The organism is Candidatus Dependentiae bacterium, from assembly GCA_016191325.1.
Classification (GTDB): Bacteria; Babelota; Babeliae; order Babelales; family JACPOV01; genus JACPOV01.
This window is the reverse complement of sequence record JACPOV010000008.1, coordinates 1,177,396-1,197,450: the sequence shown is the minus strand read 5'-3', so window position 1 is coordinate 1,197,450 and position 20,055 is coordinate 1,177,396. Positions and strand designations below refer to the sequence as shown.

General features: G+C 39.7%; 19 protein-coding genes. 11 read left to right on the top strand and 8 right to left on the bottom strand.

Annotated elements, in window-relative coordinates; all coding sequences use genetic code 11:
* Positions 1-5 precede the first annotated feature (5 nt).
* Positions 6-1,712 (bottom strand): type II secretion system ATPase GspE, encoded by a 1,707-nt coding sequence (gene gspE, locus HYX58_06245; GenBank protein MBI2775584.1) that lies wholly within the window; start codon positions 1,710-1,712, stop codon positions 6-8.
* A 216-nt stretch (positions 1,713-1,928) separates the two neighbouring features.
* On the opposite strand from gspE, the gene bamD reads away from it, so the two are divergent.
* From bamD to HYX58_06230, 3 genes are all read left to right on the top strand, one after another.
* Positions 1,929-2,810: an outer membrane protein assembly factor BamD gene (bamD, locus tag HYX58_06240; GenBank protein MBI2775583.1), complete on the top strand. Its 882-nt coding sequence runs from the start codon at positions 1,929-1,931 to the stop codon at positions 2,808-2,810.
* Positions 2,794-3,177: a YraN family protein gene (locus HYX58_06235; protein MBI2775582.1), complete on the top strand. Its 384-nt coding sequence runs from the start codon at positions 2,794-2,796 to the stop codon at positions 3,175-3,177. Before bamD ends, HYX58_06235 begins: the two co-directional genes overlap by 17 nt.
* A 131-nt stretch (positions 3,178-3,308) precedes the next feature.
* Positions 3,309-3,638, top strand: coding sequence for a hypothetical protein (locus tag HYX58_06230; GenBank protein ID MBI2775581.1), 330 nt, complete (start codon positions 3,309-3,311; stop codon positions 3,636-3,638).
* Positions 3,639-3,682: 44 nt separating this feature from the next.
* Here HYX58_06230 and HYX58_06225 read toward each other — a convergent pair whose 3' ends face one another.
* The gene (locus tag HYX58_06225) at positions 3,683-3,934 is read right to left on the bottom strand and encodes a hypothetical protein (GenBank protein ID MBI2775580.1); all 252 of its coding nucleotides are present in this window, start codon (positions 3,932-3,934) and stop codon (positions 3,683-3,685) included.
* A gap of 15 nt (positions 3,935-3,949) precedes the next feature.
* Positions 3,950-6,187: an ATP-grasp domain-containing protein gene (locus tag HYX58_06220; protein ID MBI2775579.1), complete on the bottom strand. Its 2,238-nt coding sequence runs from the start codon at positions 6,185-6,187 to the stop codon at positions 3,950-3,952.
* A 108-nt stretch (positions 6,188-6,295) separates the two neighbouring features.
* On the opposite strand from HYX58_06220, the gene orn reads away from it, so the two are divergent.
* From orn to HYX58_06205, 3 genes are all read left to right on the top strand, one after another.
* Entirely contained in the window at positions 6,296-6,862 is a 567-nt protein-coding gene (gene orn / locus HYX58_06215; protein ID MBI2775578.1) for an oligoribonuclease, read from the top strand.
* 11 nt (positions 6,863-6,873) lie between these two features.
* Positions 6,874-7,230, top strand: a complete 357-nt coding sequence (locus HYX58_06210; protein MBI2775577.1) for a hypothetical protein — start codon at positions 6,874-6,876, stop codon at positions 7,228-7,230.
* A gap of 124 nt (positions 7,231-7,354) precedes the next feature.
* Positions 7,355-7,657: a hypothetical protein gene (locus HYX58_06205; GenBank protein MBI2775576.1), complete on the top strand. Its 303-nt coding sequence runs from the start codon at positions 7,355-7,357 to the stop codon at positions 7,655-7,657.
* On the opposite strand, the gene priA is transcribed toward HYX58_06205, so the two are convergent.
* Positions 7,635-9,602: a primosomal protein N' gene (priA, locus tag HYX58_06200; GenBank protein MBI2775575.1), complete on the bottom strand. Its 1,968-nt coding sequence runs from the start codon at positions 9,600-9,602 to the stop codon at positions 7,635-7,637. The two genes, HYX58_06205 and priA, sit on opposite strands and share 23 nt — an antisense overlap.
* A gap of 254 nt (positions 9,603-9,856) precedes the next feature.
* Between priA and HYX58_06195 the strand changes: the two genes are divergently transcribed.
* Positions 9,857-10,519 carry a hypothetical protein gene (locus HYX58_06195; GenBank protein ID MBI2775574.1) on the top strand — a complete coding sequence of 221 codons (663 nt, stop codon included), beginning with the start codon at positions 9,857-9,859 and terminating at the stop codon, positions 10,517-10,519.
* Here the strand turns inward: HYX58_06195 and HYX58_06190 are convergent, their stop codons facing one another.
* Positions 10,520-11,062 (bottom strand): hypothetical protein, encoded by a 543-nt coding sequence (locus HYX58_06190; protein ID MBI2775573.1) that lies wholly within the window; start codon positions 11,060-11,062, stop codon positions 10,520-10,522.
* A gap of 105 nt (positions 11,063-11,167) precedes the next feature.
* On the opposite strand from HYX58_06190, the gene HYX58_06185 reads away from it, so the two are divergent.
* Both HYX58_06185 and HYX58_06180 read left to right on the top strand, forming a co-directional pair.
* The gene (locus HYX58_06185; protein MBI2775572.1) at positions 11,168-11,638 is read left to right on the top strand and encodes a hypothetical protein; all 471 of its coding nucleotides are present in this window, start codon (positions 11,168-11,170) and stop codon (positions 11,636-11,638) included.
* 72 nt (positions 11,639-11,710) lie between these two features.
* Positions 11,711-13,516 (top strand): ABC transporter ATP-binding protein, encoded by a 1,806-nt coding sequence (locus HYX58_06180; protein MBI2775571.1) that lies wholly within the window; start codon positions 11,711-11,713, stop codon positions 13,514-13,516.
* A gap of 33 nt (positions 13,517-13,549) precedes the next feature.
* On the opposite strand, the gene HYX58_06175 is transcribed toward HYX58_06180, so the two are convergent.
* Positions 13,550-15,451: an ATP-binding cassette domain-containing protein gene (locus tag HYX58_06175; protein MBI2775570.1), complete on the bottom strand. Its 1,902-nt coding sequence runs from the start codon at positions 15,449-15,451 to the stop codon at positions 13,550-13,552.
* 23 nt (positions 15,452-15,474) lie between these two features.
* The gene (locus HYX58_06170) at positions 15,475-15,801 is read right to left on the bottom strand and encodes a hypothetical protein (GenBank protein MBI2775569.1); all 327 of its coding nucleotides are present in this window, start codon (positions 15,799-15,801) and stop codon (positions 15,475-15,477) included.
* 148 nt (positions 15,802-15,949) lie between these two features.
* On the opposite strand from HYX58_06170, the gene HYX58_06165 reads away from it, so the two are divergent.
* Positions 15,950-16,600, top strand: coding sequence for a hypothetical protein (locus HYX58_06165; GenBank protein ID MBI2775568.1), 651 nt, complete (start codon positions 15,950-15,952; stop codon positions 16,598-16,600).
* Between the two features lie 57 nt (positions 16,601-16,657).
* Positions 16,658-19,393, top strand: coding sequence for a DNA polymerase I (gene polA / locus HYX58_06160; GenBank protein ID MBI2775567.1), 2,736 nt, complete (start codon positions 16,658-16,660; stop codon positions 19,391-19,393).
* On the opposite strand, the gene HYX58_06155 is transcribed toward polA, so the two are convergent.
* Positions 19,353-20,006: a hypothetical protein gene (locus HYX58_06155; protein ID MBI2775566.1), complete on the bottom strand. Its 654-nt coding sequence runs from the start codon at positions 20,004-20,006 to the stop codon at positions 19,353-19,355. The genes polA and HYX58_06155 overlap by 41 nt on opposite strands.
* Between the last annotated feature and the right edge of the window lie 49 nt (positions 20,007-20,055).

Here is a 20,055-nt window from a genome sequence, read left to right as displayed (position 1 = left end):
AAAAATTACTCAATCATTTCTTCTTCTGCAGCAGCAACTCGAACAACTTCTTGAATCGTAGTAAGGCCTTCTTTAATTCTGCGCAAACCATCGCTTACTAACATGGTCATTCCTTCTTTGAGCGCTTCTTTGCGAATTATGGACATGTCGGCACGTTCCATTGTTAGTTTCGCAATGTCGTTACTCATCTCCATAACTTCAAAGATTGCCATTCGCCCTTTATAGCCCGTGCCGCCACATTCTTCGCAGCCTACTGCCATATAGAAAGTAATTTCTGCTGCTTCTTTTGCAGTTATACCTAAACTTTCAATTTCTTCGGCGGTCGGTTTATATACTTTTTTACAATGTGGGCAAAGAGTACGAACAAGTCGTTGCGCCAGAATCGCCACAACCGATGATGCAATAAGATATGGTTCTATTCCCATATCAAGCAATCGCGTTATCGTAGCGGGAGCATTGTTCGTGTGGATCGTGCTCAAAACTAAGTGGCCTGTTAATGCTGCTTGAATTGCGATCTGCCCTGTTTCTTGGTCTCGGATTTCACCGATCATAATAATATCAGGGTCTTGACGCAGAATTGAGCGCAACGCTGCCGCAAAAGTTAATCCTATTTTTTCTTTTACTTGAACTTGGCCAATGCCGGGCATTTGATATTCAACAGGATCTTCAACGGTCACAATATTTACATCCGGCTGGTTGAGCTCAGATAAAATAGAATAAAGAGTCGATGTTTTACCAGAACCGGTTGGACCAGAAACAAATATAATGCCGTTAGGCCGAGCAATACTCGCTTCGATAACTTTATAATCGCGCGCACTAAATCCAAGATCTTTCAGACGTGAGAAAGTACGCGTTTTATCAAGCAAGCGCAGAACAATCCGCTCACCAAACGTTACCGGTAAAATCGAAACACGAATATCGATCGCTTTATCGGCAACTTTTATTTCGATTCTTCCATCTTGAGGAATTCTTTTTTCTGCGATGTTAAGATTGGCCATAATTTTTATACGTGATGCAAGCGCAGCTTGAATACGCTTTGGCGGATTGAAAGCATTGTACATTACGCCATCAATCCTATAGCGAACACGTACCTCTTTTTCGAATGGCTCAATATGAATATCTGAAGCACCCCGTTTGGCAGCCTGTACCAAAATATGGTTCACCAATTTTATAATCGGTGCCTCGGCCGCCATCGCCATAATATCTTTTTCTTCAATTTCTGAAAAATCTACTGCTTCTGGCGCCCCTTTTTCTTCGCCAAGCTCTTCTATCATTTGCTTGGTGCCTTCAAGGGGATAATAACGGTTTATCGCATCGATGATGACATCGTTAGTGGTAACGCCAACGCCAATATCTCCGCCCAGTAAACTACTAAGCTCATCGATCGGTTGATAATCCAGGGGATTAGCAGTTACTAAGATAACCTTGCCATCAAGTACAATCGGAACAACACTATTTTTTCGTAAAAAACGAAGCGGCACCTTAGCGAGTAATCCAGGATCTGCCATTTTTTCAGTAATTTTGCCGATATATTCAGCACCCACCAATCCTGCATAGGCTTGCGCAAGCGCAGCGGCCGGAACTATTTTTTGTTCCTTGAGATATGCCTCAATTGTCTGCCCAGCAGCATGAGCCGCACGTTCAGCTTCGTGCAACTGCTGTTCGGTTAATGCACCCTGAGCAACTAAAAGCTCGCCAAGTTTTTTTTTCATCACCATAGTGCGCCTTAAAATACGTTATTTTTACCGTTAGAAGGTACTATACCGTTTCAACATAACACAGTTACTATACCCTTCATAGACTTTTATCGCCAAATAGTAGGGTACGCTGGCCGCTTCAGATTCGTTTGCCGATACCCATCTTTTTTGATAGGGTTAGAAGTGATATATTTTGATTAAAACATGTTTCTCAAGACATCTACCATGCTCATGAATCGTATTTATTCGTATGCCGTTGCCATTCTGATAATGGTTTTATCGCTCTCTTCTTGCAGATTGAATCATAGAAAAAAGTTGATTCTTAAAGAGCCGCGCACAAAAAAAGAAATCTGTGTCTCTTATGCTTCCCCAAAAAATCAAGATGAAACAAAGAGAGAGAAAGAAATTCAGCATAAACTCGTTAAAGATTTGAACGTCGAGGAATTACGCATTCGGCTTGCGATCGATTATGCTCGCGGATACGAATCGGATCGACAAAAAATCATAGATCAACTTATTATCATGAGCACCGACCAACAAGAAGTGCAGCAACTTCGCCTAGAACGAGCGGACATTTATTTTGATGATGGCAAGATGAAAGAGGCGGCGCGTTACTATCGCGAATATGTAAAATTATATCCTGGCAGCAAAGATCGCGATTATGCGGAATATAAAAAAATACTTTGCAATTTCTATGCTCAACTTGTACCCCCGCACGATCAAACGAGAACCACAAAAACGCTCGATATGATAACCGCGTATCTAGAACAAGAATCGTTGGAGCAGGCGTTCCGCGATGAAGTGAAAAAAATTCAAACTACGTGCTATAACGATCTTTTCGAGCATGAAAAAGGCATTTTCAACTTTTATGCAAAACAGCATAATATTAAAGCGGCTGAAGCACGGCTGAAAAATATTCAAAAGACGTTTGTACCAACAGGGCGTTTTGATGCACAGTGTCTTGAGTTGGAAGCTTATTTAGCACATTTGCAAGGCAATACAGAACTTCTCAAAGAGAAAACGTTACTTCTTGAATCAAAATTCCCAGGATACTCGCCAACCCTGCTCGTTTCCAATACGCAAAAAAAACCTGATTATGTTCATCGATTCTGAGCAAAATTCAAGAAAAATAATTGGGCAGCTTGGTGAAGATGCCGCTGTTCAGCACCTTTTATCAAATAATTATACAATAGTTGCGCGCAATTTTAGAAAAAAGGGTGGCGAAATAGATATCATCGCTCAAAAAAAAGATTTGATTGTATTTGTTGAAGTTAAAACGCGCACCTCAAATTATTTTGCCCTTTCAGAAATTATTGTTCCTTCAAAGCAGCGAAAAATTATTATAACTGCGCATTCATATATTCTTGAAAACAAACTACGTGATTACATACTTCGCTTCGATATAGCACTTGTGCATCAAGTAGGCGAAAAATTTAAAATCGATTACATCGAAAACGCTTTCCAACCAAATGACAATTAATTTTTTATCTGCTCAGATAAAAATTGCACAAAAACTTTCCTCTTTTTTTGTATATCTTTTCATTTACGGCAACTTTTGTTAGGTTCGTTCGCGCAATAGACTAAATTGTATTCTTTTAAGTAGGAGACTCTATGAAATTTAAAGCATTAGTTTTAGCAGCAATGTGCGGTATTGCAATGCAAAATTCAAACGCAGTTGAGAATAACAATAACGCAAAACCATTCTATAAAAAAGCTTCGACCTGGCTTTATGGTGCCAGCGCATTATGCGGAATGGCAAGCGTATACTCATTTTGGAAATTTGGTGGTGCATGGCCGTGTTTGAAAAATTGCCCACCCGCTACCAGCACAAAGCAAGCTATTTTTCAAAAACTTCCTGGAGCTACGCTTGGCGCCGCTAGCATCGGCTTAGTATATGCGGCACGCAATCCTGAAAAAGTAGGCTTGGGTGGCTTAGATTAAAGAAAAAAAGAACGATTAAAGCCCCGAATTTATCGGGGCTTTTTTTAGTCAAAACAAGAACTTACAGCAATCTCTACCAATCTGTCGTTGATTGTTTTTCTCTTAGATCTTTTTGGTACAGCATTATTTTCGCGCGATTTGCCCGCAGATAGTTCTTCCGGTTTATTTTGCACTTGTGCGAAACGATCTTTAGATATAATAAATTGCGCAAATCGTTGCTGCCAACTTTTTAATGGCTCCGTGCATTGCAATTGAACACAACACACGAATAAAAAACCTACTAATACATCTTTCATAATTACTTCCTTTTATTATTTTGCCGTTGCACTTTCTAATGTTTTTTCCAAAACACCGACAAATTGTTCTTCATGAGCTTGCAAGCCGAGCTGAACAATTTGATTAATAAAATCCATCGGCCTCATGCCAAGTTCCGCCGCTTGATGAAAAATACATGTGGCCGGCGTCAGGCCAGGCAGCGTATTAATTTCTAAAATAACCACTCGCTCTTTTCCCGTTGCGCTCTGCTCGGCCGTTTGATAAAAACAATCAATGCGCGCATATCCTCTACAACCAACTGCAGAAAAAACTTTTTCTATAACGCGCTGAACATATTCTAATGTCGCTTTTGGCAGTAATGCAGGAGTTTGATTTTCTCCAGCTCCGGGTAAAAATTTTTCCTCTATTGATAAAATTGATCCGGCAACTACCGCTTGGCTTGGTGGCAATGCTTGAGGTTCATGATTACCAAGCACACCAACGGTCAATTCCATCCCGACAACTAATTCTTCAATGAGCGCTGCAGTTTTGCCTTGATTAAAAATTGTTTGCATTGCTCGCTCAAGTTCATCATCGTTATTCACTTTGCTAACCATAACGCTGCAACCATCATCATGCGGCTTTACAATATACGGAAATGCGCCGACCTGCTCAGCGAGATCTTTTTTTATGCGCTTTTGATCATTTTCCCATGAAGTTTTTTCAAGCAGCAAACCGCGAGGTACTTCAAATCCCTCTGATCGTAAGAACGAATTCGTTTTCCACTTATCCATGCACAACGCACTGGCAAGAACTGAAGAACCATTATACGGAAGTCCCAACATTTCAAGCGTTCCCTGAACGGAGCCATTTTCTCCTGCGCCGCCATGCAGCCCGATAAATACAAAATCTGCATGCTCGGGCAATGACGCCCAAGAAATTTTTTGCGCACGGTCTACATTTTTTTCTATCTCGCCAGTTGAACTTGAAACCAAAAGTTTTTGATCAAGAATAAAAAGCTCTAGCTGATGATTTACAAAAACAGGAATTGCATCATAGTTATGCGGCGATAATTTATAAAATACGTTTCGGCCAGATTCAAGGGAAATTTCTTTTTCATTAGATGCCCCTCCCATTAAAACAGCAACCCGTATTTTTTTTTCAGAACTCTTTTTTGAATCGCCTTCCATTTTTCCCATTCGTTTTTCAAGATCGGCTCTCTTACTTAGTTTACCATATGCACGTAGCTCAGTTTCAATTAAATGATTAATAAGCTGCGTGTGGCTCATATTGCGTTCCGCGGCTTGTTTAAACATAAAACTTGAAGGGCTCGCACCGCTAAAAGTATTTGGATCAATAATAAAGATGGAACCATCGGGCGCTAAAATTCCATCGATACGTGCGCTGTTTTTAAATTCGAGCACACGCATTACTTTGCAGCACGCTTCTTGGATTTTTTCCAAAACTTCTTGCGTACAACGCGCAGGTGTAAAAAGCACCGATTTTCCAGGCATATATTTTTGTTCATAATCAAAATATTCGAGCGCAGGGTTTGGCACCACCTCAGTTACAGAAAGTGGAACAAGATTGCCATCATTATCGGTAATAATAATAGTAGTAAATTCCATACCAGTTATTTTTTCATCGATAATAACAGATTGGATCAATCCGTTGTCGCAATGAGCCGCTTTTTTTATAGCCGCAAGCAAATCATCGGGAGAATGTACTACGGTAATACCAAAGCTCGAACCTTCTTTAGCCGGCTTTACAACGCAAGGGAAAATTATTTTTTCTTTTTCCATATCAGAAAGAAGAGTTTGTACATCTAATTTTTGATGTAGCTCATGCGCGCTTATCGCTACGCAGCGCGGAACCATAACCCCGCTCGCATTGAGTATTTTTTTTTGCATGATTTTATCCATCCCCAAAGCACTTGCAAAAACTTTGCTGCCAACGTATGGGATGCCAAGTACTTCAAGAAATCCCTGCATGGTGCCATCTTCTGCATAGCGCCCATGCTGCGCTATATATACTGCATCAACAAAGTTTTTAAGATCGTCCCAGCTGACCGCTTGCGCTTCCGCATCAAGCCGATGCTCAAAATCGGTTGTTTTACCACGATGCAAAAAACGCAGCGGCAAAATAAAAAGTTTACCTGTAATATTCTGATAAAGCGGAACAACTTCGAAATTGAATGTATCAAGATGATCGCAAACGGTGCGCCCCGAGTTGAATGAAACTTCGCGTTCGAGCGATTTGCCCCCCATAAGCACGCCAATACGTATTTTATCCATAAAACTCCTTGCCCTTATCCGCTCGTTTTCGATAGTATGAGTATATTAATTAGTGTATAACGAGAATGGCTATAGTTGAACACCATTCGTAAGCAATCGAAAAAACCTATGAATAAAGCTATCACAAAAAGAGATGATTATTTAGTCTGGATCGATTTGGAAATGACAGGATTGGAAATCGAATACGATGTTATTCTTGAAATTGCGACAATTATCACCGATGGTAATCTCAATTTAATTGCACACGGTCCCCATCTTGTAATTCATCAGCCCGATTCGATTCTTGATCATATGAACGAATGGTGCAAAAAAACACACGGCGTTTCAGGATTAACGCGCGCGAGTCAAGAATCCACTATTACAACCGAACAAGCTGAAGCAGAAACGCTCGAATTTGTAAAACTTTTCTGCAAACCAAATAGTGCACGCTTAGCCGGCAATTCCGTATGGCAAGATCGCATATTTTTGCAAAAATACATGCCAATACTTCTCAATTATTTTAATTATCGCTTAATTGATGTTTCATCAATCAAAGAAGTAATCAAACGTTGGTACCCAGCAAATGAAAAAATTAATTTTCAAAAAGCTGATAATCATCGAGCTCTGGAAGATATTGAGCAATCAATAAAAGAGTTACAACATTATCGCACCCACTTTTTTATTCCATCTCTTTAGTGGTAGTAAAAATGAAGATAAAATCGCCTATTAAAATTCATGTTATTTTTTTGCTCGTCACTTCCTTTTGCATAAACGGTATGGACGCTAAGAGAAACAACAAAGAAATCGCTTCAGAATCAGAAGATTGCAAAAAACCTAACGAAGAAGAAACTTATGAATTTTTATCTAAATGTTTTACTAACAAGAATGTAAAATCGATGTACAAGATGATTCAATATGTACAAAAAGGTGATATATCTGCAAATCATGCAACGAAGCTTTTACACAAATTAGATGGAATCAATGGCACTTCCTCAATCCAACAAAAACTTATTGAGCTCGGAGCACAAAAAACGCCACCAGCACAACCTTCCGATGCACAATAATCTTCGCATGAACTGCTAATGACGCAACTATTGCTAAACTCTTTTATTCATTGAGTACCATGAAACCAACTACGACTTTCCCGCTTTTATTTTTATTGCTCGTTTTAATAATGCCGCATATGGAATGGATGTACAGGATTTAACCAAAGAATTAGCGACCGCTTCAGAAAGAAATAATCCCCAAATGTGGCTCAATGTTTTACGGACGCCAAACTCGATGCATCTTTCTAACGAACAAGCCACGAAGTTATTGAAATCAACAATTGAATCGTTCGATTCGCGAAGTAATTTTTCTCATCAAGCCTGTCTTATACTTATCGATTTAGGCGCCGATGGATCTAAAACTATTAAAAACGGGAGCGTTACCACAACGCTAGCAAACGCAGCATTTGCTCTTGATAAAATTAACTCAACGGATGCGGAGTAAAATAGATACTGCTTTGATAGCTATTTTCATCAATTGATTGAAAAAGACGCTGTATTGCAAGCATTGTTGATGCCTTGCAATACATTTTTCTGCTACATAAATTATTCACTTTATGAACCAATGGCCGCGCTGGGCCCAAAACGCGCACAGCTAAAGAAGTTGATTGTGATTTGGCATTAAGTTGTTGCACAAGTTGCTGTGCTTCTCGTTCCACAATTGCTTCATCCGTATGCTTAAGTTCAATCTCTACAAAGCGCGCATAAGGCGGATATTCGATTTCTTGGCGCGTTATCATTTCGGTTTCATAAAATTTTATATAATCGGTTTCATTCAGAAACGAAAAGATCGGATGCTCGCTCATGGTTTGCACAATAACTAAACTATCATGGCTCGCTCTGCCTGCCCTGCCCGCCACTTGAATTAATTGCTGTAGCGTTGTTTCTGCAGCGTTAAACATAGGAAAATGTAAATTCAAATCGGCCCAAATAACGCCAACCAGGGTCACCTTTGGAAAATGATACCCTTTAGTGATCGTCTGCGTCCCTATCAAAATATCGATCGCCCCATCGTGAAACGATTTTAATGTTTGCTGCCACTTTTTTTTATTCACGGTGGCATCAACGTCGGCCCGTTCAATATGCGCCGATGGAAAAAGAGATTGAATAACAGAAACGAGCTGTTGCGTACCGATCCCTTTTTTCAAAAAAGAGGTTTTATCGGCACCACATCCTACACACGCTGGAGGCATTTGCTTTTTCAAGCCACAATAATGGCATAATAATTGTTCATGATCGTGCAGCGTAAGGGTAACTGAGCAGTGTGTACATCGCTCAATCTCGCCGCATTTTGTGCATTGCACGAAAAAACTATGCCCGCGTCGATTTAAAAATAAAATCGTCTGCTCTTTTTTCAAAAGTCTATCGGTTATTGCATTAAAGAGCTCTTTGCTTACCCAAAAATTTGGCCTTTTTTTATTTTTATCAAATTGAACCACTTCAATGCGAGGAAGAGATCCCGCATATCTATTTTTTAATTCAAGAAGTTGCCAGCCTTTTTGCTGCACAGCGTACAGCGAAGAGATTGAAGGGGTGGCCGACCCCAGAATTATAGGAATACATGCGGTTTGTGCACGCACGAGAGCTGCTTCTTTGCTGTTAATACGCGGATGTTTTTTTTCTTGATAACCAACTTCATGTTCTTCATCAACAACAATTATGCCTAAATTTTTAATCGGCAGCATTACGGGCAAATGCACTCCGATAATAATGAGCGGCGCACCCTGCACAAGCGCTTGCCATAACGCTCGCTTTTCTTTTATACCCACTGCGCTGTGAAATCCAAAAATCGTGCACTCGGGCATCGCTACGCGAAAAAGCTGCGTAAATTGTACTGCCAATGAAACTTCTGGTAATAAAACCAGCGCTGACTTTTTATTGTTAATCGCGTGCTGCAGCGCTTTTTTATATACTTCCGTTTTTCCAGATCCTGTTAATCCATGAAGTAAAAATGGTGAGTACGATTGCCCATCAATCTTTTTTGTTACTTGATTCACTGCATACTCCTGCTCATCGGTCAATGTTACTATTTTCGCTTCTGGCAGGTTTGAATTAGCTACCGCTAATTCAATTTCATGCTCTTTTTGCGTTAAAAACGAACGTAAACGTTGCGCAAAATAGAGAGGCGAAAGTTGATAGTAATCCGCAAGTTGATTAATAAATTTTTGATAATGCACATCTTCAGGAACTTTTTCAATCCCTTCGATTGAGCGTAATTGCCAAGAAACATTCGGCCGCGTGCTCGAAATCTTTTGAATCAATGCAGGCAGCACACGCGCACGCAATGGAACGCTTACAATCATACCAACGGTGAGCTCTTTTAACTCATGCGGTACTTCGTACCATAACGATTCGTGAAATCCATTGAGTAAACGTACCTGTGCAAACATAAATAACGCAGCATCTCTTATAAATAATTAAAAAACATACAGTAAGTATAAAGCAAAAATAGAAAGAAAACTGCGTTAATTTATTATTTTTATAAAACTATTTTTTTCAAACTGTACGCAACTGTTGATCAAGATCATAGTTCATCACTATAAATCAAAACGTCTGCAATTTACGTTATCTTGCTTTTTGATGGGAAATGTTTTTAAATAATGCCACAATTTCACGTTCATAACTTTTTAGCCATCAGTTTTTTATGAATATATTTTTATATTTCTTTTTCATTTTCTTCATGCAATCTACTTTCACGCAAGATCCTCTTTTTCCTGCAATCGCAAATGAAAATGGATCGGAAAAATGGTCCCAGGAATTTGTGCATTGGAAAAAAATAGAAATAACAACCGATGACGACAAGACTCTTGCAGATAGTTATTACCAAGTAGCCTATGAAGCGGTAAAAATTAACGGTCGCCGTGCACACGTTCTTTATTTAGTTCCGACCGAAGAGAATAACAGCTCTCAACCAATTTTTTTCTATAAATACTTTAATTCAGACGAAAAGAAAGTAGCAGGAACACTCGATTTAAAAACAAAAGATTTTAATCCAAATATCACCAATGCTGCTCTGGCGCTTGCAAATAAAGAATCCAGATTTATTTATCACAAGAAATTCGGGACGCTAAAATATAAAAAAGTAGGCGATTCAGGGCTCAATTCTGAACGAAGGTCACTAACATTTTGCAATCAAGGATTCTTTAAGAATTATTATCTTACTGAACTTATCAGAACCAACAACGGCGAAATGAAACTGGTCGAACCATACTCAGAATTTAATTGGCTTCGAATTGGCGTTACCGCTTTCTCACTTTTGGCACCCGCGGCATTTTGTTATATGAGATGGCGCAGCCAAAAAAGATAATTATCTTTTCGTTACAATTTTTCCGTTTTTTACCGATCCCAGGATTTTCGCCCCTTTGCGGATTTCAACTGTTCCAGGCTCTCCCTCAAATATAATATCGCCGACCACGACGGTCGCACCCTTGAGAATCAATGTGCTCTGATTCTTTTTGTTGTGATTTGCGACGATAATTTCTTTTGCGCTGGAATTTTCCAATGATAATTTTCCATCAAAGGTAATCGTATTTTCAAAATGAGATCCGGCAGCTTCCATTGAACCATTCACATCAACGGTCTCAAAAAAAATACTATTTTTTGCCAAAACAGATCCATTGATTGAAATCGCCTTGCGAAATTCCACCTCGATCACATCAAGCTTACCATTAACGTTCACGCGTTGCTGAAAGACGCTATCTTTATATTGTCCGTAGCCGCACACCTCAACCGGCCCCGAGATCGTTTTTCGATTAGGAACCTGTTGCGTAGAGTTCCTTGCAAAAGAAAGCACGATCCAAGAAGCGCATAAGATCGAAATCATCACTTTTTTATAACTAACCATATTCATAAGAGTCCTTATAGATTAAAATAAGCATAACAAAGCCAGAAATTTTATATACACCCTATCAAATTGCTTGATAAAATTTGAAAAATTCTTAAAAAAAGGATTACCATGCGCATCAAACTCTTAGCTCTTTTTCTCATCTGGGCATTTCAAACATTGGCAATGGATGTGAATGAACCCGTAAAAACTATCGATCCGCAGGACATAAATCAGTTAAGCCAACTGACTTCTCAAGGAAAATATTTTGTAAAAGAATGCTTGAATGATGATTTTCGTGCATGCGAAGAATTACAAAAAGAGCCTCAACTCATGAGACAAATTAAAGCCCAACATCCGCAAATGGCCGCAGGACTTTATCTTCAAATGAAAAAGGCAAAAAAATACAATAACGATAAACTGTTAATAGAAACCTATTTGAAGGAACGAAAAGCCTGCTTTGAAAAAAAATCGCCATCAGGCTGCGATTTCATACTTAAACATCAAAAAGCCCTTGCAGACCTAAAAGTTCTGAATGGAGCCCAATTGGATCAAGCGAAGGATACTATTGCACATATGCACTGTCCGTTTTTCTCAGAGTAATATTAAAAAATTGCGGTTTAATTTCCTTTTTTCGTATACTGCAAACGTTTCAAAAAAATAAAAGGAGCGTTTATGCCGCGCACAAAATCGCCAATTATCCATGTGGACTTTGAAAAACCATGGTGGCACATTATTTGGCTCCAAAAATGGCGCGTCTTTATTATCTCTGCTGGCGAGGCGTGTATAAACATTTTCGACACCGTAAGCCCAATTATTTTGGGATGGGTATTTACAGCCAAGCGCTATGATTATTTCGCTTATTTTTCGATAGCATGGCTCGGCTCGATAGTTTTTCAGGATTTCGTTCGTAAATTGAACTCGACGCTGCAATTGCGCTGTATTCACAGCGTCCATTTTAATGCGCATCAGTTTCTTTTGCAGGTGGACCCAATGTATCACGCTCACCGTGAAACGGGTGCGGTTTTAGGAAAAATTGATCGAGCTTCCCGTGCCTATGAAAACTTTCTTGATTCGGTGCTTATCGACATTTTGGGATATAGCGCTGGCATCGTTACCGCTCTTATATCGTTAATGTATGAAAGCGTATGGCTCGGCTTTGTGCTTTTGGGTTTATTAGCAATAATTCTCGCATTTAATTTGGGGCTTTCTCGCTATTTTATTATTCCGCGTGAACGAACACTCATTGATGCTGATGATGCGGTTAAAGCCATGGGCCAAGAAAATTTGTCGCAGATCAACCTTATACGCTCATATTTTGCCAGCAATGAAATTAATCATCAGCTCAAGCAGACCGACATAAAACTTTTTGGCCAAGAACGCAGCCTCTGGAATGCAAATATCACGATGTGGTCCATCATTAAAATTATGTATTTATTTACCGTTTTTTTGCTGGGCACCTATATTCTTGGAAATATTCACCATGGTAATTTAACTGCCGTTGATGGTATTGCCTTGATGGTGATGTATATTCAAGGCACCTATGGCATCATCAGCCTCGAGCGCCCAATTCGCACGATGACTCGTTCTCTTACTCGCATAAAAGATCTTTTTGCTTTCTTGCCAACCTTTGGCAAACAAAGTTATCCGGTTCTTCAAGAATCTGATGAAGAAATGATTCCGCCAGTTGCATCAACTTCTACTATTTCGGTCGTAGCCAACGATATTTCATTTTCCTATACCGATCAAAACAGTATCTTTGATCATCACAACTTATCGCTCTTTGTTAATTCAGAACAAATCTCAAAACTTTATGGCGTTATTGGCCCTTCAGGCGTTGGCAAGAGTACGCTGATTTCGATTTTAGGAGGGCAACTTAACCCGCTTACCGGCAGCGTGCTTATCGATGGCATTGATATTTATGCGATCGATGATTATATGCGCCGTTCCCTTATTGCAATGCAAGGGCAAATAGCTTCTAGCTTACGCGGCTCACTTCGCTATAATTTACTCTTTGGGCTGCCAGAAGAAAAACTGAATACATATACCGATGAGTATTTAATTGATATTTTGGGCCGTGTCGGCTTATGGACTATTTTCGAATCAAAGAATGGGCTCGATACGCTCATTGGCGAAGGCGGGCTCACTATTTCTGGCGGCCAACGACAACGGTTGAATTTTGCCAGCCTTTATTTGCGTGCAAACGCCTATAAACCAGCGTTAATTTTAATCGATGAGCCAACAAGTAGCCTTGATGAAGTAAGCGAACAAGCGATCACTGCAATGATTTTGGAACTTGCGTATAACGCACTCACCATTGTTATTGCGCACCGTATAAAAACAATCGAAAAAGCGGTCGGGATTTTAGATTTTTCATTAATTGCACAAGAAAAAGATCTCATTTTTTATTCACACGATGAATTGATTAAGCGTTCTGTTTATTATCAGCAACTTATGGGCGGTACCGCGACGCTCGAATAAAAGTTTTCGCTTCTCCAAAAAAATGGCCGATCGCTAATGCAATTCTTTAAGTAGCTGTTCCCATTCTGAGAGCCGTAGACTTAATTCGTTTTGTGTTTCTTTAAACTTCTTTTCAGCTTTATAATAACCATCTGAGCCGTATTGCAAATCAGCAAACTGTTCGGTCAGCTTTTTCATCTCTTGCTCTAATTTAAATATCTTTGATTCAAGCTGGGCAACGTGCTTACGCAAAACAGAAAGATCTTTATTTTCATGTTTTTGAGGCTGAGGCTCATGTTCTTCAATTTTTTTCGGGGCAGGAGCAATCGTTTTTTGCTCCGCATTATTTTGCATGTGTTTTTTTGCGTAAAGATACGATTCATAATCGCCGTTATAACTATTCAGGCCGGTGGGTGTCAATTCCAGAATCCGAGTGGCCAATTTTTGGATGAAATCGTGATCATGGCATACCATCAGAATAGTTCCGGTATATTGCTGCAACGCTTGCAATAAAATATCTTGTGCATACATATCAAGATGGTTAGTTGGCTCATCAAGAAGCAAAAAATTAGCTCTTTTTAAAAGTACTTTTACCATTGCAACGCGGTTGCGCTCTCCGCCGCTTAATACACCAATCTTTTTCTTAACATCATCACCAGAAAATAAAAACGATCCCAAAAATGAGCGAATGATCTGCTCAGAAATTGTCGGGGACGATTCTTGCACTTCCTCAAAAACAGTCAGTTTAGGATTTAAGATGCGCGTTTGATCCTGTTCAAAAAATGCAGGCGCCGCATTATGCCCAAATTCTATGGACCCATTTTGCAACGGTAGTTTTTCGTGAACCAACTCAAAAAGAGTCGTTTTACCAACGCCGTTTGGCGCAATTAAAGCAACTTTTTCACCACGGCCAATTTCGCACGAAACATTTCTAAAAAGTTCTTTGTTATCAAATGAATGCTGAACATTTTTTACCGTCAGCACGATTTTTCCTGATTGTGCTGTTTCAGGAAATTTTAAATGAATTGAAGGTAAAAGCGGCTCAACTTCAACAAGTTCTTCTTTAATGCGATCAACCTGCCGAAGCATACTTTGTGCCATTTTTGCCTTAGTAGCTTTGGTTCCCCAGCGCTGCGCCCAATCCTCTTTTTTTGAAATTTCTTTATCCTGGCGCTCGCGTTTGGTAATTGCTTGTAAGCGTCGTTCTTCTTTTTGGGCTAGATAAAACGTTAAATTACCGTTATAAAGCGTTCCTCGCCCAAGCTCGAGCTCAAAAATTTGCGGGCAACAATGCTCTAGAAAATAGCGATCATGGGTTACGAGTAAATAACCAAACGATCCATTTTTTAAAAAATTGAAGAACCATTCTTTTGCAACGATATCTAAATGGTTTGTCGGTTCATCAAAAAGATAAAAATCTGCTTCCTGCAAAAGAAGTTTTGCTAGAAGTACACGCATTTTCCAACCAACACTTAATGTACTAACCGGCAGTTCCAATTTTTCTTTCTTAAATCCAAGCCCCAGCAAGATTTCCATCGTTTTGCGCTCTGCATTCACTCTATCAAAATGCGCCAGCTTTTCCTGCACGCTCACATATTCTTCAACCGCATCTGCAGCATCGTCGTTTTCTTGCGACGTCAATAAATCTTCAAGCTCTTTCATTCGGTTTTCAAGGACGGTGTACCGTTCAAAAACGGAAAACGCTTCGTCAAAAACATTTTTTTCTGATTGCATCACCAACTCTTGTGGCATGTACGCAATTTTTTGTTGCTTATCAAGAGAAAGTGAACCATCAGTAAAGTGCTGCATACCAGCAATGATTTTAAGTAGTGTGGATTTGCCAGCGCCATTACGGCCAACGAGCCCAACTTTTTGGTGAGGCTGAAACGTTGCGCTCAATTCACGAAATATGGTGTGTTCGCCCAATTGTAGTTGCGCATCACGAATAATAATCACAATTATCCTTATGGATTTTATAGTTATGTTTCTTTAACAAGTTTGCTTATTGCTTTTAAATTTTTCGACGTAGGGCAAGAAGCATTATACAATCCATGGGCTCTAACAAACTTTTCAAAAGCTTGCTCGCGTAATTTTTCATTCTTTTTAATTTCTTCTTCAATCCCAGCGCGCGCGTGCGCTGTATCTTTCTCTGCCTTTAATGTATTCACATGATCACAAATATCACAGTACCTGACGCTTAAAGACGCGAGTGCCACAAGCGCTTTTTCCCTTTCCCGATTATAATTGGGCCAAGCAAAAACTTTTATCGAGCAAGCCAGCAACAATAGAAGAGCAAAAATACGCATATTCAACCCCTTTTTTGCTCTTAAACTACTCCATTAGTATCCATTGTATCAATTGTTAGAGCATTTGTCAGAGAGAATTCTTTAATTCTCGCGGCCACCTAGGATAGGTTAAAGCTAATGTATCCGCACTATAAAAAAGGGAGTTCGTATGTGCTTTTCAGCTACCGCTAGCTTTGCAATGAGTGGGGTTCTTGCCATCATAGGAATAGCTGCATATCGCCTGGTTCACCATAAATCACAACGCATGCTTTCCCTCATTCCCATTTTTTTTGCACTTCAACAGGCGGCAGAAGGTATCGTTTGGCTAACTATTGGTCGGCCATCTCTACAGGTTTTGCAGTATCCGGCTGCATATGTATTTCTATTTTTTGCCTTTATCACATGGCCGCTATGGATTCCGCTGTCCCTGCATGTCTTTTATCACCGGATCAAAAATATCCGATCTTCTCTGCTCGTTATTTGGGGCTGTATGGTGAGCACGTTCTTTGGCTATTATTTATTCACAACCCCGTTTGCCCTACTTATTGAGCACCGTCACATTGTTTATAATTTTGATTATACGCAACATTACGGAGTATTAAGTTCAATCGCCTATTTAATGGCTACGTTTTTACCCTTTTTGATTGCACCGCGTCGGGTTGCGCAATTTTTTGGCATTTTAGTTATTCTATCGTACGCGATCGCGTATCTTCTTTATCATTATGCGGTCGTTTCTGTTTGGTGCTTCTTTGCCGCAGGATTGAGTGTGCTCCTGTGTTTAATGATCTGGCAAGATAATCGTGAAAAAAGCCGCGCGTAGAAAATTCGTTCAATTTGCGCTATAGTCAAAAATAAACGCTTTTGAAGGAACTTTCTTTTGACTCAATCACCCTTCGATCCTAAAAAAACATTATTTTTAATAGACGGCTCATCCTTTCTGTATCGCGCTTATTATAGCATGCGCCCTCTACACACCATCACCGGCGCTCCAGTGCAAGCAGTCTTTGGATTCTGCCGAATGCTTAAGAAATTAAGCGATACATTTAAACCAGAATATTTGAGTTTAGTTTGGGATAGTCGCGGCAAAACGGTTCGGCACGAACAATATCCGGAATATAAAGCAACGCGGCAAGCAGCTCCGATTGATTTATTCAGCCAAAAAGAACTTATCCAGCAATTTGCTGAAATGGTTGGCATCGGCCAATGCCAACAAACCGGCGTTGAAGCGGACGATTTGATGTACTCGATTGCCCAAGAATTAAAAAATAATGGGGTTAAAATTGTTCTGGTAACATCCGATAAAGATATGGGCCAAACAATTGATGAATCAATTCTTATTTTCGATCCGTTTAAAGATATCGTTATCGATCGCCCTGCGTTTGAAGCAAAAATGGGTTTTCCGGTAGAAAAACTCCCCTTCTATTTTGCAATCGTTGGCGATTCCTCTGATAATATTCCGGGCGTAAAAGGAATTGGCGAAAAAGGTGCCACGCAATTAGTTACAGAATTTAATTCACTTGAAGATCTTTACGCGCATCTTGAACGCGTGCCAAAAGAACGCACACGGCAATTGCTCGCTCAAAATAAGGAAAATGCTTTCCTGAGCGAAAAACTTTTTAAATTGCATTACATTCCGCTGCATACAAGCTTGAGTGAATGGAAATACGATGCGAATAATTGGCAGAAAGCGTTACCATTTTTTCAAGAACTTAATTTTAATAGCCTCATTAAAGAAATTAAATCTGAAGGCGGCGTTCCGGCTTATCAGCAAAAAATTTCTCTTTCGAATGCGGAAAAATATAATTTTATTACGGTCACAACACGCGAGCAACTCGATGAAATTGCCAATATAATTAAAGCCAAGCGAATTGTTTCGATCGATACTGAGGGCGCTGGCCTTCTACCAATGCAAGGATACATGTGCGGATTTTCGGTATGCATGGAAAAGGGAACTGCATACTATATTCCGTATGCGCACCAAACAACTGAAACGCAACTTACCAAAGAAGAAATTTTTTCTGTGCTCAAGCCGCTACTTGAAGATGAAACCATTAAAAAAATTATGCATCACGCAAAATTCGATCTTCAAGTTTTTTTCAATGCCGGAATCGATGTGCGCGGGTTAGTAATTGATACACTCGTTGCTGCACATCTGATTACCGAAGATTGGCAGCGGATTGGCCTAAAGTATTTATCGGAGCATTTTCTTAGCGAACCGATGCTTTCATTTGCGGATGTGGTTACCAATAATGGGTATAAAATATTTCCTCAAGTGCCGCTGAAATTAGCAACCGAATACGGCGCGGCCGATGCGCATCAAACCCTGCAGCTCACTTCATTGCTCGAACATAAATTACAAGATAAAGGAATGGAAAAACTTTATCATGAAATTGAACTCCCGCTCGTACAAGTGCTCACCGACATGGAAAAAGTCGGTATCGAACTTGATCTAAAAGTAATTGAAGATCTGGGCGAACGTGCTGCAAAAGATTTGAAAGCTTTACAAGAGAAAATCATTTCGCTGATCGGCGATGAGTTTAAAGAAATCAACCTCAATTCTCCAAAACAACTTGAAGCGCTCCTTTTTACGCATCTTAAATTACCAACGCAAAAAAAGACAACGGGAAAAACTGGGTATTCAACCGATCAAGAAGTGCTTGAAGAACTTGCGCAGTTGCATCCAGTTCCAGGCCTCATTGCAAAATATCGAGAGCTTTTCAAATTAAAAAGTACGTATATTGATGCGCTTCCAGAATATATTAATCCAAAAACGGGAAGAATTCACAGCACCTTTAGCCAAACGCAAGTAGCTACTGGTCGCCTTTCAAGCTCCGATCCTAATTTACAAAATATCCCAACCGATTCTGAAAATTTTCCAGATATACAAATTAGAAAAGCATTCAAAGCCCCAGAGGGCTGCGTTTTTCTTTCTGCGGATTATTCCCAAATCGAGCTGCGCGTTTTGGCAGAATTTTCGCGCGATGAAAATTTAATCGAATCGTTTTTGCATAACATCGATATTCACCAACAAACTGCTTCAAAGATTTTTGGTGTTGCTCGCGAAAACGTAACGCATGCACAGCGCCAAGTAGGTAAACGAATAAATTTTAGTATTTTATATGGATTAACGCCGTACGGACTTTCGAAAGATTTAAAAATCCCGCTCAACGATTCAAAAAGATATATTGATACTTATTTTGCGCAGTATCCACGCGTTTCTGCATGGATGGAACAAGTAGTTGAAGAAACCAAAGCAAAAGGATACGTAACCACTTACTGGGGCCGTCGCCGCTATTTGCCAGGTATTCATGAAAAGAACAAAAATCTTTTTGATTTAGCACGAAGAATGGCGATCAACACGCGCGTTCAAGGAACCGCTGCAGAATTAATGAAATTGGGGATGATTCATATTGAGAAGTTACTTAAAGAGCATCGCCTGAGCGGCAAAATGGTTATTCAAATTCACGATGAATTATTGCTTTCTGTTCCTGAAAATGAACTGGAAAAAACTGAAAAACTAGTGCGGGAAACACTAGAAAAAGTGGTACTCTGGAAAGTACCACTCGAAGTTTCTACGCGTTCTGGACGTGATTGGTTTGAGGTGACAAAGTAAGTCGATGCATTTCCTCTAAATCCTGTAGATGATGTTTTTTCACACCCACCGATTCAAATAGTTGCGATTGAGAATGGTTCATGATTTTCTCCAGCTGCATTCTCTCTTTTGCATAATCTTCAATTTCGTCTCTAAGATCTTTAATGTGTAGTTCTTTTTCTTGAACCATTGTTTTTAAGTTCGCATTTTCACGTTTTAAGTGTAAATATTCGCCACGCAAAGAAGCCCCTGAGGCCTCATACATCAATCCAAGATCTTTGTAAGCTTCATTAAATTGCTCTTTTTGTTTAACCAATGCTTTTTTATTTTGATTTATAATTCGCGTAATCTGATTCCCTTTAAGTGCCAATTGATCAGCTGCTTTCTTTTGCTGCTTTTGATAAAGATATAATCCAGTAGCCGCAGTAATGCCAGCAACAATCCAACCCGCAGCAGGATGTTGCACAGCTGAAACTATTTTATCGCGCGCAATATCGCATGCCGTTAATAATGAAGAATATGCGATAGGAAAATGTGGTAAAACAGGCGTAAAGCTTTCATACCAAGAAGCTTGCGCCTGCGTGGCAATAAAAAGGAAGGCGAGAGTAAATACTGAGAAATTTTTTTTATTCATAATAACCCCATTCTTAATTAATAATGCTCAAGCAAGAAGCCCGCATCTA